15 protein-coding genes are annotated in these 14791 nt (G+C 68.1%); 2 read left to right on the forward strand and 13 right to left on the reverse strand.

From position 1 onward, the window contains the following. Positions 1–17: 17 nt before the first annotated feature. The 13 genes from dxs to FG154_RS03660 form a co-directional block, all read right to left on the reverse strand. Positions 18–1964, reverse strand: coding sequence for a 1-deoxy-D-xylulose-5-phosphate synthase (gene dxs / locus FG154_RS03595; protein WP_145104435.1), 1947 nt, complete (start codon positions 1962–1964; stop codon positions 18–20). 171 nt (positions 1965–2135) lie between these two features. Further along, on the reverse strand, positions 2136–2384 hold the full coding sequence (gene pufX / locus FG154_RS03600; RefSeq protein WP_145104437.1) for an RC-LH1 core complex protein PufX: 249 nt from the start codon (positions 2382–2384) through the stop codon (positions 2136–2138). Between the two features lie 12 nt (positions 2385–2396). Then, complete coding sequence (gene pufM / locus FG154_RS03605; protein ID WP_145104439.1) at positions 2397–3323, reverse strand: photosynthetic reaction center subunit M; 927 nt, start codon at positions 3321–3323, stop codon at positions 2397–2399. Then, positions 3316–4164, reverse strand: coding sequence for a photosynthetic reaction center subunit L (gene pufL, locus FG154_RS03610; RefSeq protein WP_145104441.1), 849 nt, complete (start codon positions 4162–4164; stop codon positions 3316–3318). The genes pufM and pufL overlap by 8 nt, the downstream gene beginning before the upstream one ends. Positions 4165–4287: 123 nt before the next feature. Next, positions 4288–4464, reverse strand: a complete 177-nt coding sequence (gene pufA, locus FG154_RS03615; protein ID WP_011909042.1) for a light-harvesting antenna LH1, alpha subunit — start codon at positions 4462–4464, stop codon at positions 4288–4290. A gap of 13 nt (positions 4465–4477) precedes the next feature. Next, positions 4478–4627 carry a light-harvesting antenna LH1, beta subunit gene (gene pufB / locus FG154_RS03620; RefSeq protein ID WP_002720423.1) on the reverse strand — a complete coding sequence of 50 codons (150 nt, stop codon included), beginning with the start codon at positions 4625–4627 and terminating at the stop codon, positions 4478–4480. Between the two features lie 129 nt (positions 4628–4756). Continuing rightward, complete coding sequence (gene pufQ / locus FG154_RS03630; RefSeq protein WP_145104443.1) at positions 4757–4990, reverse strand: photosystem biosynthesis protein PufQ; 234 nt, start codon at positions 4988–4990, stop codon at positions 4757–4759. Further along, on the reverse strand, positions 4987–6462 hold the full coding sequence (gene bchZ / locus FG154_RS03635; protein WP_145104445.1) for a chlorophyllide a reductase subunit Z: 1476 nt from the start codon (positions 6460–6462) through the stop codon (positions 4987–4989). Before bchZ ends, pufQ begins: the two co-directional genes overlap by 4 nt. Then, on the reverse strand, positions 6462–7964 hold the full coding sequence (gene bchY / locus FG154_RS03640) for a chlorophyllide a reductase subunit Y (RefSeq protein WP_145104447.1): 1503 nt from the start codon (positions 7962–7964) through the stop codon (positions 6462–6464). The genes bchZ and bchY overlap by 1 nt, the downstream gene beginning before the upstream one ends. Before the next feature lie 75 nt (positions 7965–8039). Then, positions 8040–9041, reverse strand: a complete 1002-nt coding sequence (locus tag FG154_RS03645; protein ID WP_145104449.1) for a chlorophyllide a reductase iron protein subunit X — start codon at positions 9039–9041, stop codon at positions 8040–8042. After that, a complete protein-coding gene (gene bchC, locus FG154_RS03650) occupies positions 9038–9994 on the reverse strand; it encodes a chlorophyll synthesis pathway protein BchC (RefSeq protein ID WP_145104451.1) in 957 nt (318 codons plus the stop codon). The genes FG154_RS03645 and bchC overlap by 4 nt, the downstream gene beginning before the upstream one ends. 154 nt (positions 9995–10148) lie before the next feature. Then, entirely contained in the window at positions 10149–11288 is a 1140-nt protein-coding gene (locus FG154_RS03655; RefSeq protein ID WP_145104453.1) for a methyltransferase, read from the reverse strand. 60 nt (positions 11289–11348) lie between these two features. After that, positions 11349–12215 carry a polyprenyl synthetase family protein gene (locus FG154_RS03660; RefSeq protein ID WP_186312280.1) on the reverse strand — a complete coding sequence of 289 codons (867 nt, stop codon included), beginning with the start codon at positions 12213–12215 and terminating at the stop codon, positions 11349–11351. Between the two features lie 146 nt (positions 12216–12361). On the opposite strand from FG154_RS03660, the gene crtD reads away from it, so the two are divergent. Together crtD and crtC are read left to right on the forward strand one after the other, a co-directional pair. Next, positions 12362–13849: a 1-hydroxycarotenoid 3,4-desaturase CrtD gene (crtD, locus tag FG154_RS03665; protein ID WP_145104456.1), complete on the forward strand. Its 1488-nt coding sequence runs from the start codon at positions 12362–12364 to the stop codon at positions 13847–13849. Positions 13850–13884: 35 nt separating this feature from the next. Continuing rightward, entirely contained in the window at positions 13885–14760 is an 876-nt protein-coding gene (gene crtC, locus FG154_RS03670; RefSeq protein ID WP_145104458.1) for a carotenoid 1,2-hydratase, read from the forward strand. The last annotated feature ends 31 nt before the right edge of the window (positions 14761–14791 follow it).

The following is a 14791-nucleotide window of genomic DNA, read 5'->3' on the forward strand; positions in this document are numbered from 1 at the left end:
CGGCCAGCGCCTCGATGTCAGAGCGCCCGCGGCTTCGCCGTCTGCCGCAGCGGCATCACGCGCCCCCGCGCGAGCGCGCCCCGCGCGGTGGCCGCGATATCCTCGGCCCGGAGACCCGCATCGGCATACATGTCCTCGGGGCTTGCCTGCTCGATGAAGCGGTCGGGCAAGGTCATCACCCGGAGCGCGAGGCCACCGTCAAAGCCGCCCGAATTGGCTAGGTAGTGCATGACATGGGCGCCGAAGCCGCCCATGGACCCCTGCTCCACCGTCACCAGCGCCGGGTGATGGCGCACGAGCTGGTCGATCAGGCCTGTGTCGAGCGGCCGCGAGAAGCGGGCGTCGGCGACCGTCGCACTCACCCCCTCGGCCTCAAGGAGCTTCGCGGCCTGCAACGCCTCGTGCAGATGCGCGCCGAAGGAGAGGATCGCCACATCCGTCCCCTCGCGCACCACCCGGCCACGGCCCGGTTCCAGCACAGTGCCGCGCTCGGGCATCTCGACGCCCAACCCTTCGCCGCGCGGGAAGCGGAAGGCGATCGGCCCTTCGTCGAAGGCCACGGCGGTCGCGATCATGTGGACGAGTTCCGCCTCGTCGGCGGCGGCCATCACGGTCATGTTCGGCAACGTCGTCAGGAAGCCCACGTCGAAGGCCCCCGCATGGGTCGCGCCATCCGCGCCCACCAGCCCCGCCCGGTCGATCACGAAGCGCACCGGCAGGTTCTGCAGCGCCACGTCATGCGCGATCTGGTCATAACCCCGCTGCAGGAACGAGGAATAGATCGCGCAGAACGGCTTCATCCCGGCCCCGGCGAGGCCGGCGGCAAAGGTCACGGCATGCTGCTCGGCGATGCCCACGTCGAAGACGCGGTTCGGGAACCGCTTCTGCATGATGTCCACCCCCGTGCCCGAGGGCATGGCGGCGGTGATCGCCACGATCCGCGGATCGCGGGCGGCCTCGTCGGTCAGGGTGGTGCCGAAGACCTTGGTGTAGTTGGGCGCGTTGGCGACCGACTTCTTCTGCTCGCCCGTGACAGGGTCGAACTTGTTGACCCCATGATACTTGTCGGGGGCGTTCTCGGCAGGCGCGTAGCCCTTGCCCTTCTTCGTCACGACATGGATCAGCACCGGCCCCGTCGTGCGCGCCCGCGCCGCCCGCAGCGTCTGCAAGAGCGAGGGCATGTCGTGCCCGTCGATGGGGCCGACATAGGTGAAGCCCAGTTCCTCGAAGAGCGTGCCGCCGCCGGGCATGCCCGTCACGAGTTGCCGCGCCCGGCGCGCCCCGTCGCGGAGCGGCCCCGGCAGCGACGCCTCGATCCCGTCGGCCGCGGCCCGCAGCGTCGCGAAGGGCGCCTTGGACGAGAGGTTCACGAGGTAGCGCGCCAGCGCCCCCACGGGCGGGGCGATGCTCATGTCATTGTCGTTCAGGATCACGAACAGCCGCTTGTTCAGGTGGCCGGCGTGGTTCAGCGCCTCGTAGGCCATGCCCGCGGTGATCGAGCCGTCGCCGATCACGGCGATCGTGTCGCCGACCGGCTGGCCCAGTTCACGCCCCATGGCGAAGCCCAGGGCGGCGGAGATCGAGGTCGAGGAATGGGCGGCGCCGAACGGGTCGTAGTCGGACTCGGACCGCTTGGTGAAGCCCGAAAGCCCGCCCTTCTGGCGCAGCGTGCGCATCTGCTCGCGCCGGCCGGTCAGGATCTTGTGGGGATAGCACTGGTGGCCCACGTCCCAGATCAGCTTGTCGGTGGGCGTGTTGAAGACGGCGTGCAACGCCACGGTCAGCTCGACCACCCCCAGCGAGGACCCCAGATGCCCCCCCGTCTCGGCAACGACCGAAATCACCTCGGAACGCACTTCGTCGGCCAGCCGCTCCAGTTCGGCGTCACTCAGCGCCTTCATGTCGGCCGGGCAGCACACGCGATCCAAAAGCGGCGTTTCGGGTCGCGGGGTGGGATTGGTCATTCAAGCCTCCCGAATGTCAAAAGGGTGCCGTGCGGTCTTCCACACGGCACCAGGTCCCTGTCGCCAACAGGAAGGGAACCGGGCTGTGGTTTCGCCCCGGACCCGGGCCGGCGATATGGCCCGGATTTGGAGGGGCGGGCGGCCTGGCGCCGCCCTGCCCCGTGACCGTTCTCAGACGAGATGCTTGATCAGCTCGATCCCGGTCTCCAGGGCGCCGGTCAGGTTCGGCGCCGGAGCGGGGTTCTCGTCGATGGGGAGCGCCCGGCCGATCACCCGGAAGAAGCCGATCATCAGGAGGGTCCCGAAGAAGACGGCCCCGGCCCAACCCGCACCCTTCATCATCTGGAAAGCGACCCAGAGGCGAAGGTTGGTCTTCGGATTGGTGTTGAGGTGATCGTCGAAGATGGTCTTGTCAGCCATTGTGATCGCTCCTCAGTTCAGCGGCGCCATGCCGTGGTTCTGGCCCCAGACGTACCAGTTGTCCACGACGGTGCCCGAGAGCAGGATGCCGATGCCGCCGGTGAGGGTCACGAGGACCGCCATCCAGATGGCCCAGCGGTGGATGCCTTCCATCGTGGCGTTGAAGCCCATGGTCCAGCGCCAGAAGAGGGCCGCCCGCTCCGCCGCCGTCCCGCGGTCGGCGATCTGCTCCAGCTCGCGCTCGCCGCCGAAGCGGGAGACCGCGAGAATGGTCGCACCGTGCATCGCGAAGAGCAGGGCCGAACCGTAGAGGAAGGCGATCGAGAGACCGTGGAAGGGGTTGTAGAACAGGTTCCCGTGGACGAGCGAGAAGTTGTTCGTCCAGTCGAGGTGCGAGAAGATCCCGTAGGGAACCGCCTCGGACCAGGAGCCCATCATGATCGGACGGATGAAGCCCAGCACCATCCACAGCCAGATGGCCGAGAGGAACGCCCAGGCGGTGTGCTTGCCCATGCCGAGGGCTTGCGCCCGCAGATAGACCCGCCCCCACCAGGCCCAGACCGACACGAACATGAAGAACGAGGCGATCAGCCAGAGCCCGCCTTCCTTCAGCGGAGCCGCGAAGGAGAGGCCGTATTCCGGTGCCGGCGGCTCGAGCGAGAAGTAGAACAGGTCGCGCATGAACACGGCCGGGTTCCATCCCGCCTGATACCAGAACCAGATCCCGATGGTGAAGAACCACAGGAAGCCCGAGAACAGGGACAGGACGCCGAGGCTGCCGAGGTAGATCGGGCCGAGCTGGGCGTTGCCGAACCAGCCGAGGAGGGTCGAGAAGGGACCCACGCCCGAACGGTTGGCAAGGTTGACGTCCTCCGTCATCCCCAGGTCAGCCGGTCCGCGGACCTGCACCTGGGTGAAGATGTTCTGATACTCAGCCATTGACGCCTCCCGGGATGTTGGCCCACCAGGGCAGTTCAACCCACCACAGCCACCAGGTCGCCCATTCATCGAACCAGATGGTGCCGGAGATGATCATGCAGACGGCGCTGAAGAACACGGCGCTGAGCGAGAGCAGCAGGCCGAGACGGTGGATCCCGAGCGTCCCGATCGAATAGCCGACCAGATCGCGGAAGAACGTGTCCTCATGGTCCGGGGTCCGCATTTCCTTGCCCTTCTCGGGGTTGGCGGCGGACAGGACCAGGGCGCCATGCAGCGCCAGTGCCAGCGCGTTCGTGAAGAAGAACGTGATGGCGATCATGTGAGCAGGGTTGTAGTGGAAGTTGCCGTAGGTGTAGCCCGTGTTCGACACCCAGTCGAGGTGCGTCCAGATCCCGTAGGGGAACGCATAGCCCCACGCGCCCATCATCACCGGGCGGAAGAGCACCAGCGTCAGGTAGGCCAGGATGGCGAACGAGAAGGCAAAGGGAATGTGATACCCGATGCCGAGCTTACGGCAGATTTCGACTTCGCGCAGCGCCCAGCTGACGAAGGCACCAGTGGCGCAGATCGTGATGATCTGCCAGAGCCCGCCTTCTGCGAGGGGTGCACCTCCCAGACCGTACTCGAGGGCCGGCGGGTAGACAGAGATGAGTTGGGGGTTCCAGGTACCCTGAAGTACGGCGCTCCAGGCAATCAGGAGTGTGCCCAGGGCGGCGAAGAAGAACGTCGCTACCCCGAAGAAGCCGACGTAGAAAGGGCCGACCCAGAAGTCGAACAGGTTTCCGCCGACCAGCGTGCCCCCCGGCACGCGATATTTTCGCTCGAAGCTGAGCAGTGCCATGCTTCCCTCTCCGCTTGCAGTCGGCCCGACCGGCGCTTGCGCGCATGGTGGAGCCGTCTCAATGGCTGAACCTTTGAATCGTCGCGGGCGGTGGGTGCCGCCCGCGACGGAGGGCCGGCCCGATTACTCGGCGACGGCGACGCGGTTGTACTTCGCGGCAGAGATTTCCAGCCAGTTGTAGCTGGGGGTGCTGAGCAGGATGAGGTGGATCATCACCGCGAGCAGGAACAGGAACACGCCCTGAGCCACGAACACGCGGCGGGGGTCGAAGATCATCCAAATCTTGTAGAACTTAGCCATGATCTTGTTCTCCTCAGAACCACGGACGCCAGATGTACACAGCGAGGTGAGCGACAATCGCCACCGCGCTGAACAGCCAAAGACCGCTCATGTAGACGGAGTGCAATTCCTGCGCCTGCTCGTCCGTAAGACCTGTGTAGCCCAGGTCGGATTTATCAGCCATGCTATCCTCCGGATCGTAAGACTGACGCCACATGCTGGTGGCGTGGGTTACGGTAAGGCACCATGCCCTCCCGATTAATCCGCCGCCCCCTGCGGGGACGACGAATGGCGTGTCGCAACCTGACCGGGGTCAGGCGCGGAAAATCAGCGGCGTGATCGCCTTGGCATCGAACCAGGCGGACGCGAAGGGGCCGCGCTTCGGCAGGCGGCGGTGGCGGATCGCCGAGACGATCCAGCTCACGAAGGCCACCGGGAAGGCGCCCAGCAGAATGACGGCGAAGTAGACGTAGAACTCGGCACGCGGTGCTCGGTGCCCGTGGGCCCTGGCGGCATGGACCGGCGTGTTGACGGCATGATCGCTCATTGGTTCTCTCCCTTCCTCTCGCCGAAGCCCGGCCCACGCAGGGCTTCGACCGTCTCTCTCACGACCCGTTCGGCACCGGCATCGAGGGCAGCCTTTTCGGCAGCGTCGCGCAAAGCCCGCGCGGCGCTGATCCGGGTCAGAACCGGATGCTCCTCTACGATGCGGTCCAGGGCCGCTTGCGCATCGGCATCCCAGGGGAAGTCGCGGCGCAGTGTTGTCGGTGTGGCGGCCGCGCTGTCCATCTCCGTCCCGAGGGGCAGGATGTGGAACAGGGCGTCGAACAGGGCGTTGCAAACTTCCTGCAGTAACCACGTGCTACCTGCATATCCCATAACGGGCGTTCCGGTAGCGCGCCGGATCGCCGCACCCGGGAAAGAGGCTGCAATGAAAGAGGGTTGCGGGCCGTGGCCGGCCTTGAGTTCCGCAAGGTAAATCTTCTCGTTGATCGACCCCATCAGGACCAGCGGGCGGTGCTGGCGGATCAGTCCGCGCACCGCCTCGTTATCGGTCTTGGCGCCCCTCTTTCGGGCGACGGCAAAGGCGCAGGGCAGGCCGAGATCCCCTTCCAGGTAGTTTCGGATGCCCCTCGCATAGGTTTCGGTCGCCACGATGCCGAAATTGGCCGTCCCGAAGAAATCCTGCGTGACACTGCGCCACAGGTCCCACACGGGTTTCAGCGTCGAATGCTTCTCGCGCTCGATGAAGGGCTCGGGGTCCAGGCCCAGAATCTCGCCCAGCGCGCACAGGAAGGCGGTGGTGCTCTCCACCCCGATGGGGGCCTGGAGGTAGGGTTTCCCCAGCAGCTCGGCCAGACCGCGGCCGAATTCGCGATACATGACGATGTTGGCGTCGGCATTGACCAAGTGTCGCATCTCGGCCAGATGCGCGCCAAGCGGCATCACCATGTTCACTTCGGCGCCGATCCCTTCCACGAGACGGCGAATCTCGTGCAGGTCGGAGGCCATGTTGAAGGTGCCATACATCGGCCCGAGGATGTTCACCCGCGGCTTGGCGCCTTCGGGGCGCTTGGCCTCGGGCGGCATGCGACCCTTGGTCATCCCGAACTCGGTGAAGAGCCAGGTCATCGCGCGATCGGCGCATTCCCACTGGTCCTCGTCGATGGTCCGGGGCAGGAATCTCTGGATGTTGGTGCCCTGCGGCGTCACGCCACCGCCGATCATCTCGGCGATCGAGCCGGTGACCACCACCGCCGGCAGCGCCGGGTCGAGCACCTTCCAGGCGCGGCGCATCGATTCCTCGGTGCCCTCGCTCATCTCGCCCTCGCCGAGGCCGGTCACCACGATCGGCAGCTCGTGCGGGGGCAGCGCGTCGGTGTAGTGCAGCACCGAGGTCACCGGCAGGTTCTCGCAGCCCACCGGGCCGTCGATCACCACCTGAAGCCCCTTCACCGCGCAGAAGGCGTAAACGGCGCCCCAGTAGCCCCCTGCCCTGTCATGATCCTGCACGAGCATCAGATCATCTCCTCGGCCTTGGCGGCCCTGGCGGCCTTGTCGAGCTTCTTCTGGTGGGCGGCGCGGAAGTCGGGGCGCAGGTTCGGCGCGCCCTCCCAGATGCCGGCGGTATCGCCCTCGCCCACGCCCGCGAAGAAGGATTTCATCTTTGCCATCCGCTCGCGGTTGCCGATGGCGGCGTTGATGACCTGCGCAAGGCTCCCCGCCCCCGCCGGCCCCATCAGCGGCCGGGCCGAGATGAGGTTGGTGAAGTAGAGCGAGGGCAGCCCCATCGCCTTGGCCTTCTGCACCACCGGCGTCGTGCCGATGGCGAGGTCAGGCTCGAAGCCCTCCATCGCGGCCAGGTCATCTTCCAGCGAAGCGCGGTATTTCACCACCACGCCCTTCGATTCCAGCCACTCGCGGTCGGCGGCGCTCCAGGGCGTCTTGCCCGCGGCGGTGCCGACGTAAGGCACATCCGCGCCGCTTTCGATCAGCAGCCGGGCCACGATCAGCTCCGAGCCCTCATAGCCCGAGAGCGTGATCCGCCCCTTGATCGGCGCGCCAGCCAAGGCGCCCCTGATCGCGGGCAGGAAGGCGTTCTGCGCGGCAGCCACCCGTTCGGGCGCGATGCCATAGGCCCGGCCGATGTTGGCCAGCCATTCGGCCGTCCCGTCATGCCCCACCGGGGCCGAGCCCACGATGGCGCGGCCGGCGGCCTCGAACTCGCGGACCGAAGCGGTGTAGAACGGGTGGATCGCCGCAGCCACGCCACTGTCGAGTGCAGCATAAAGCTCGCGCCAGTCGCGGCAGGGCACCACGGGGCCGGCAGCAAGGCCCAGCGGCGCCAGCAGCGCGCCGATCATCACCGGGTCGGCCGGGAACATCTCGCCCAGCAGCGCCACGGTCGGCCGGTCGGACCGGCCCGAGACGGGCGCCTGAACCGGGCCGGCCTCGACCTCGGCGCGGGCGTATTTCAGCATCGCGCCCGCCAGCACGTCCTTGGCTTCCGCATGGGTCGGCACGCCGAAGCCCGGCACGTCGATGCCCACGATCCGCACGCCGTTGATCTCGCTGGGCAACAGCCGCAGCGGCACGCCCGAGGCGGTCGGCACGCAGAGGTTGGTCACCACGATCGCGTCATAGCGTTCGGGGTCGGCCATCTCGTGGACAGCCTCGCGGATGTCCTCGAACAGCTTGCCGGTGACGAGCGATTCCGAGTTGAACGGCACATAGCCGATCGAGCGCCGGGCGCCGTAGAAGTGCGACACGAACGACAGCCCGTAGGTGCAGCAGGCCGAGCCCGAGATGATCGTGCCCACCCGCCGCATCCGAAGGCCGGTGCGCAAGGATCCGAAGGCCGGGCACATGCTTTGGGGCTTGTCATGGGGGCCGACCGGATAGTCGGCCTTGAAGCGGTCCATCAGTTCGGCGTTGCCCGCGGCGCTGGCGGCGGCGGCCATGTCGGCCGCCGAATGGCAGCCCATGCCTTCGGGGGCGCCGGTCGGTGCGGAGTCCGTCATTGCTTCCTCGTCGCGCGCTTTTCGCGCTTCGCGAATTGCTGGAGCGCCTCGTCGAGGCGCGCGAGACCGGCCAGATCAAGCATCGTCGTAGACCACTTCCAGCGACTTCTTCGGCGCGAAGTTCTTGCCGCGCATGTCCTCGTCGGTCGCGGGATCGAGCACGAAGTCGGCGCCCACCGCTTCCGGCGTGAACAGGTCCAGCAGGCCGTCCTGAGTCAGCGGCTTCGGGCGGATCGGCAGCGCCTCGCCCACCGCATTGGCCAGCCCCTCGAACAGCGGACCCCATTTGGTGCCGGGGATCGCCACGATCTGGTAGTTCGCGGACTTGCGGCGCAGCTCCTCATCCGCCGGGATGGTGGCGAGGATCGGGATGTCCACGGCCTTGGCGAAGGCCTGCGCCTCGCCCGTGCCGTCGTCCTTGTTGATGACAAGACCCGCGACGCCGACATTACCGCCCATCTTGCGGAAATATTCCACCGCCGAGCAGACGTTGTTCGTCACATAGAGCGACTGCAGGTCGTTCGACCCGACAAGGATTACCTTCTGCGCCATGTCGCGGGCGATCGGCAGGCCGAAGCCGCCGCAGACCACGTCGCCGAGGAAATCGAGCAGCACATAGTCGAAGTCCCAGTCATGGAAGCCGAGCTTTTCCAGCAGCTCGAAGCCGTGGATGATGCCGCGCCCGCCGCAGCCGCGGCCCACTTCCGGCCCGCCCAGTTCCATCGCGAAGACGCCGCCCCGCTTGAAGCAGACGTCGCCGATCTTCACCTCTTCGCCGGCGAGTTTCTTCTTCGCCGAGGTCTCGATGATCGTGGGGCAAGCCTTGCCGCCGAACAGGAGCGAGGTCGTGTCGGATTTCGGGTCGCAGCCGATCAGCAGCACGCGCTTGCCCAGCTGGGCCATCATGTAGCTGAGGTTGGCCAGCGTGAAGCTCTTGCCGATGCCGCCCTTGCCGTAGATCGCGATGACCTGCGTCTTCTTCTTCGGCTCCCCTTGCGGGATTTCCAGCGTCGGCTCTTCCGCCGCCTCTTCGCGGAGGCGTTGATCGAACGCCTTGAGTTCCGGTGCGTCCGTCATGCGGTAGCCCTCCAGTCCAGGATCATCTTCAGGCAGTCGGGGTCATTGAAGGCGGTTTCATAGGCCTCCGGCGCCTCCGACGCGGGTCGGGTGTGGGTGATCAGGTTGGCAAGCGAAAGCGCCCCGCTCTCGATCAGCGCGCGGGTGGCCACCATGTCCTCGGGCTGCCACTCGGCAGCGATACGGATGCGCGCCTCCTTCATGAAGGCGGGCACGAAGGTGAAGGCGACGGGTTCGGTGTAGAAGCCGGCCAGCACGATCTCGCCGCCCTTGGCAAGCCGCATCACCAGCGTGTCGATGAGCTTCGGATCGCCCGAGGCGTCATAGATCGAGCGGTAGTCGCGCCGGGGATCCGCCGCGGGGTCGATGACCTCGTAGCCGATCGCATGCTTGCGCCGCTCGGGCTTGGTCTCCCAGACCACCGGCGGCTCGCCGCCGGCGGCGATGGTCAGCCGCGCAAGCAGCCGCCCCAGCGTACCGTGGCCCACGATCAGGTCGGGCAGCACGTTGTTCAGGCCGGCCAGCGCATGCCGCGCGGTGGCCGCCAGCGCCAGCAGCGCGCCCTCGGCTTCCAGCGCCGGGTCGATCCGCACCGCGCGGTGGGCGGGCGTGATCAACCGCTTGGTCGCCGCGCCGAAGAGGCCGCGGATCGGGCCGGACTCGGTCGGGGCAAAGCAGTTGGAGCCGGGCACGAACACCCGGTCGCCCGGCTTGAAGCCGGTGTCGGGGGCGGCCTCGACCACCTCGCCCGCGGCCTCGTAGCCCGGAACCAGCGGATAGCCCATCCCCGGGAAGGGCGGCATCTGCCCGGTGTAGAACAGCTTCTCGGTGCCCGTCGAAATCCCCGAATGGGTAATTTCGACCAGAATGTCGCCGGGTGCGGGATCGTTCAGCAGGATGGACTGAAGACCAAGATCTTTCGGACCCGACAGGATGACGGCGGTCGTTCTCACAGCGTTTTCCCCCGCGCTCTTCCGGCCGCCTGACCCCGTGCAGAGGGACTCATGGGCCTATATCGACGCTTCAGGTGTAACTTTAATGGGACAAGGAAGGGTGTCAACTTAATTGGACAGTCGCCCCCTGCGTCCGAATTGCACGGACCCTCCGTCAGGAGGCGTCCGAGGGCCGCACCGCGGTCACGGCGCTGGTCACATAGGGCCGGAAGCCGGGGAAGGTCTTGATCCCGGCGAACCCTTGTTGAGAAAGAAGCTGCGCGATCTCGGCCGCCGAGCGCGTGCGCCCCGTCCCCATCGCGGCCGTGTAGAAGGCCATGTAGGTGTCGGTCTCGCGGTGCGGGCTGGCGCCGCCCGACATGGCCTCGGCGATGATCACGCGCCCCTCCGGCGGCAGCGCCTCGCGCACCCGGGCCAGAAGCAGCTTCACCGTCTCGTCGGAATGGTCGAACAGCACGCGCACGAGGCTGATCGCATCCGCCCCCACCGGCAGCGGATCATCACGGAAACTGCCGCCGTGGACGGTGAAACGACCGGCGAGCCCCGCCGCATTCAGCCGCGCGGGCGCCGCCTCGACCACCACCGGCAGATCGAAGAGCATCAGTTCCATCAGCGGGTAGGCGCGGCCCACGGCGGCCAGGAAGGCCCCGGTGCCGCCCCCCACATCCATCAGCCGCCGGACCCCCATCAGATCGACAAGCCGCAGCGCATCCTCGGCCACGAGGCCCTGGCTCTCGGTCATCAGGCGCGAATATTTCGCCGTCACCTCGGGATCGGTCGCCCCGGCCGCGCCGAAGACATAGGGCCAGAAGCGCGCCAGTTCCGGCTCGGTCTCGCCGCGCAGGAAGGCCACCGGATCGGCAAGGTCACGGTAGAGCACGCCATGATGGCCGACCATCGACTCGAGCCCCGGAACCGCCAGGAAGGCCGCCCCCCGCACCGCGAGATCGAAGCGCCCGTCGCGCAGCCGCCGCAGCAGCTTGAGCGCCGCGCCCCCCTGCAGCAGCAGCTGCATCCGCTCGACCGGCAGGCCGGCCTGCGCCGCCAGCACCGGCACCGGCTGCGGACCGTCGGCCACCATGTGCAGCACCCGCAGCTCGACCAGCGCGAACAGGACCTGCGAATGGACGAAACCCGCGACGATGTCGAACAGCTCGTCCCCCTCGCGCCGGCCGATGCGGCGCAGGAACGGCACACGCTCGGCGATCAGCTGGAAGCGGCGGGAGCCCGCAAGGCGCAGGCCCAGCCGGGACAGGCGGAGCCCCCCGCGGGCGGAGGGTCTGAGGGCGCTCATGTCGTTCCTTTCAGCCGAGGCGCGTCACCGGACGGGGCGGCCAGTTGCGACCCTTGCCCGTCAGACGCGGCTTGCGACCTGCGCGGGCACGATCTTGACCGCATAGCGGCGGACCATCTCGGCCAGCATCGCCTCGCCCGGGCAGGAGGGGATCGAGGCGATCGCGCCGCCAAGGATGTCCTTCAGCCGCTTTGTCGCGCCCTCGACACCATATTCCCGCACCGCGTTCGGCCGGTGGTGGATCTCGTCCTGTCCCGCGGGCTTGCCCAGCGTATCGGCATCGCACAGCGCATCGCGCAGGTCATCGGCCACCTGGAAGGCCTCACCGATGCGCGCGCCCAGTTCTTCCCATGGCTCGGCTTCGTAGCCGGCGGCAATGGCGCCCATCTGGGTCGCGGCGATGAAGAGCGCCCCCGTCTTGGCCCTGTGATAGGCCGAGAGGTTGATCTGGCTCTCGCTCTCCCAGCCCTGGCCCGCGCAGATGCCCATCGGCATCCCCGTCCGCACCGCAAGCGCCGTCACAAGCTGCAGCGCGCGCTGCGGCTGGTCTCCGGCCGCGCGCGCCAGCACCTCGAAGCCCATCACGATCAGGCTGTCGCCGGTCAGGATCGCCAGCGGCTCGGAAAAGGCGCGGTGGGTGGTGGGCTTGCCGCGCCGGATCTCGGCGTCGTCGAAGCAGGGCAGATCGTCATGCACGAGGCTCGCGCAGTGGATCAGTTCGAGCGCGACCGCCGCCGCATCCGACAGCGCCGGGCGGTCGTCGCCACAGGCCGTCGCCACGCTCAGCAGGAGCGTCGGGCGGATGCGCGCCCCGCCCGGTGTCACCGCATAATCGAGCGCCGAGGCGAGCTTCGAGGGCGCCTCGGAGCCCTGCCCACGCGCGATCGCCGCCGCCATTGCCGCTTCAATCCGCTGTTCAAACGCCATCTTGTGCCTCACAAGGACAACTCTGGCGCAGTCAGTGCGCCCAGGGGCGGCCACCGTGCCGCCGACTCCACAGGTGTAAACCTTTTCTTACACCGCTCTGTCTTTGATACTGGACAGCCTGCATCGGGGTGTCAACAATCCCGGACATGAGACAGATTGTGCCGAAAGTGGTGGTGGTCGGGGCCGGGATGGGCGGGTTGGCGTCCGCCATCCGTCTTGCGCGGGCCGGGTGCGAGGTGACGCTGGTCGAGGCGCGGGACGCGCCGGGCGGGCGCATGCGCGCCCTTCCCAGCGTGGCCGGGCCGGTGGACGCGGGCCCCACCGTCCTCACCCTTCGGAGCGTTTTTGACGATATTTTCGAGAGTTGCGGGCAGAAGCTCGATCATCACCTGACCCTTCTTCCCCAGCCGCTTCTGGCGCGGCACTGGTGGCTGGACGGCAGCACGCTCGACCTCACGACGGACCTCGAGGCGAATGTCGAGGCGGTCGCGGCCTTCGCCGGCGGGTCCGAGGCGGGGCGCTTCCGCCGCTTCCACGAGCTTTCGGCGCGGCTTTATGACGCTTTCGACCGGCCGATGATGCGGGCGGCCAAACCGGACACGCGGGCCATCGCGCGGGCGGCCCTGAAGGAGCCCCGGATCTGGCCCGCCCTGCTGCCCGGCATGACCCTCGACCGGCTGCTGCGCCTGTACTTCCGCGATCCGCGACTCCGGCAGCTGTTCGGCCGGTATGCGACCTATGTCGGCGGCACGCCCTACGCCTCGCCCGGTGTGCTGGCCCTGATCTGGGCGGCCGAGGCGCAGGGCGTCTGGGCGGTCGAGGGCGGGATGCACCGGCTTGCCCTCGCGCTGGCCCGGCTGGCCGAGGATCAGGGCGTGACGATCCGCTACAATGCCCCGGTCGCGCGCATCCTGCGCCAGAAGGGCCGCGCCTCGGGCGTCCAGCTGGCCGATGGCCATTCGCTGCACGCCGATCATGTCGTCTTCAACGGCGATCCCGCGGCGCTTCTTGCGGGGCTTCTCGGGGACGGGCCGAAGGATGCCGTGCCCGAGGACCGCATCCACCCCCGCAGCCTGTCGGCCTGGGTCTGGTCCTACGCCGCCCGCACCGAGGGCCAGCCGCTCGTCCATCACAACGTCTTCTTCGCCGACGATCCCCGGCGCGAGTTCGGACCGATCGCCGCAGGACAGATGCCCGAGGATGCGACACTCTACATCTGCGCCGAGGACCGTTCGGGCGGGCAGGTTCCCGACGGACCCGAGCGTTTCGAGATCATCATGAACGGGCCGCCCGGCCGGCCCGCCAGACCCGAGGATTTTGCGCAATGCCGCAGCCGAACCTTCGACCGACTGAGACAGTTCGGACTGACCTTCGACCCGGTGCCGGGCGAGGCGAACCTGACGCCGCCCACGGGATTCGCGAGGCTGTTTCCGGGGTCGCAGGGCTCGATCTACGGACTGAGCCCGCACGGGGCGCTGGCCTCGCTCCGACGTCCGCTGGCGCGGACGGCCCTGCCGGGCCTGTGGCTGGCGGGGGGCGGGGCGCATCCGGGGGCGGGCGTGCCGATGGCGGCCCTCTCCGGACGGCACGCGGCCGAGGCGATATTGACGGACCTTGCTTCGCGATCGAGGTAGCCCCCGACGGCTACGCCTGGTGGTATCTCGACGGCGTGTCCGACGACGGCACCCGCGCGCTGTCGGTGATCGGCTTCATCGGCTCGGTCTTCTCGCCCTGGTATCGCTGGTCGGGCCGGCGCGAGCCGCAGAACAACTGCTGCATCAACGTGGCCACCTACGGGCCCGGCGGGCGCTTCACCATGACCGACCGCGGGCGCGCGGCCCTGCGCCAGTCGAAGGACACGCTGACCGTCGGCCCGAGCCGGATGCACTGGACCGGCACCCAGCTCATCGTCGAGGTGAACGAGATCTCCTCGCCGCCGCTGGTGTCGCCGGTCAAGGGGCGGATCGTGCTGACGCCCTCGGCGGTCACCGAGGTCGAGGTCACGCTGAAGGACGACGGCTCGCACATCTGGCGCCCGTTCGCGCCCACGGCCCGGATCGAGGTCGATCTGACGCAGGGCCACCGCTGGCACGGCCACGGCTATTTCGACGCGAACTTCGGCAGCGCGGCGCTGGAGGCCGACTTCCGGTTCTGGACCTGGGGCCGCTATCCGGTGGCCGATGGCGCGGCCTGCTTCTACGACGCGACGCGGCGCGACGGCTCAAGGCTGGATCTGGGCCTGCATGTCGCGGCCGACGGGCGCGCCCGCCTGATCCAGCCGCCGCCCCAGACCCGCTTCGCCCGCTCGCGCTGGCTGGTCGAGCGTCACACGCCGGCCGATCCGGGCACGCGGCCAAGGCAGGTCATGTCGATGCTGGACGCACCCTTCTACTCGCGGGCAATGGTCGAGACGACGGTCTTCGGACAGACCACGGTGGGCGTGCACGAGGCGCTGGATCTGCGTCGGTTCCGCTCGCCGCTGCTGATGCCGATGCTGGCCGTGCGGGTGCCGCGCCGCGCCGGCTGGCGCTTTCCCAACTCATGATCCGGGGGTGCCGGCCGGGTGAAGCCCCGCC

Source organism: Cereibacter sediminicola, from assembly GCF_007668225.1.
GTDB lineage: Bacteria > Pseudomonadota > Alphaproteobacteria > Rhodobacterales > Rhodobacteraceae > Cereibacter_A > Cereibacter_A azotoformans.

Bases quoted from the DNA above. Each gene is read 5' to 3' on its own strand.
- dxs (WP_145104435.1), bottom strand. From the start codon at position 1,964: ATGACCAATCCCACCCCGCGACCCGAAACGCCGCTTTTGGATCGCGTG.
- pufX (WP_145104437.1), bottom strand. From the start codon at position 2,384: ATGGCTGACAAGACCATCTTCGACGATCACCTCAACACCAATCCGAAG.
- pufM (WP_145104439.1), bottom strand. From the start codon at position 3,323: ATGGCTGAGTATCAGAACATCTTCACCCAGGTGCAGGTCCGCGGACCG.
- pufL (WP_145104441.1), bottom strand. From the start codon at position 4,164: ATGGCACTGCTCAGCTTCGAGCGAAAATATCGCGTGCCGGGGGGCACG.
- pufA (WP_011909042.1), bottom strand. From the start codon at position 4,464: ATGGCTAAGTTCTACAAGATTTGGATGATCTTCGACCCCCGCCGCGTG.
- pufB (WP_002720423.1), bottom strand. From the start codon at position 4,627: ATGGCTGATAAATCCGACCTGGGCTACACAGGTCTTACGGACGAGCAG.
- pufQ (WP_145104443.1), bottom strand. From the start codon at position 4,990: ATGAGCGATCATGCCGTCAACACGCCGGTCCATGCCGCCAGGGCCCAC.
- bchZ (WP_145104445.1), bottom strand. From the start codon at position 6,462: ATGCTCGTGCAGGATCATGACAGGGCAGGGGGCTACTGGGGCGCCGTT.
- bchY (WP_145104447.1), bottom strand. From the start codon at position 7,964: ATGACGGACTCCGCACCGACCGGCGCCCCCGAAGGCATGGGCTGCCAT.
- FG154_RS03645 (WP_145104449.1), bottom strand. From the start codon at position 9,041: ATGACGGACGCACCGGAACTCAAGGCGTTCGATCAACGCCTCCGCGAA.
- FG154_RS03655 (WP_145104453.1), bottom strand. From the start codon at position 11,288: ATGAGCGCCCTCAGACCCTCCGCCCGCGGGGGGCTCCGCCTGTCCCGG.
- FG154_RS03660 (WP_186312280.1), bottom strand. From the start codon at position 12,215: ATGGCGTTTGAACAGCGGATTGAAGCGGCAATGGCGGCGGCGATCGCG.
- crtD (WP_145104456.1), top strand. From the start codon at position 12,362: ATGAGACAGATTGTGCCGAAAGTGGTGGTGGTCGGGGCCGGGATGGGC.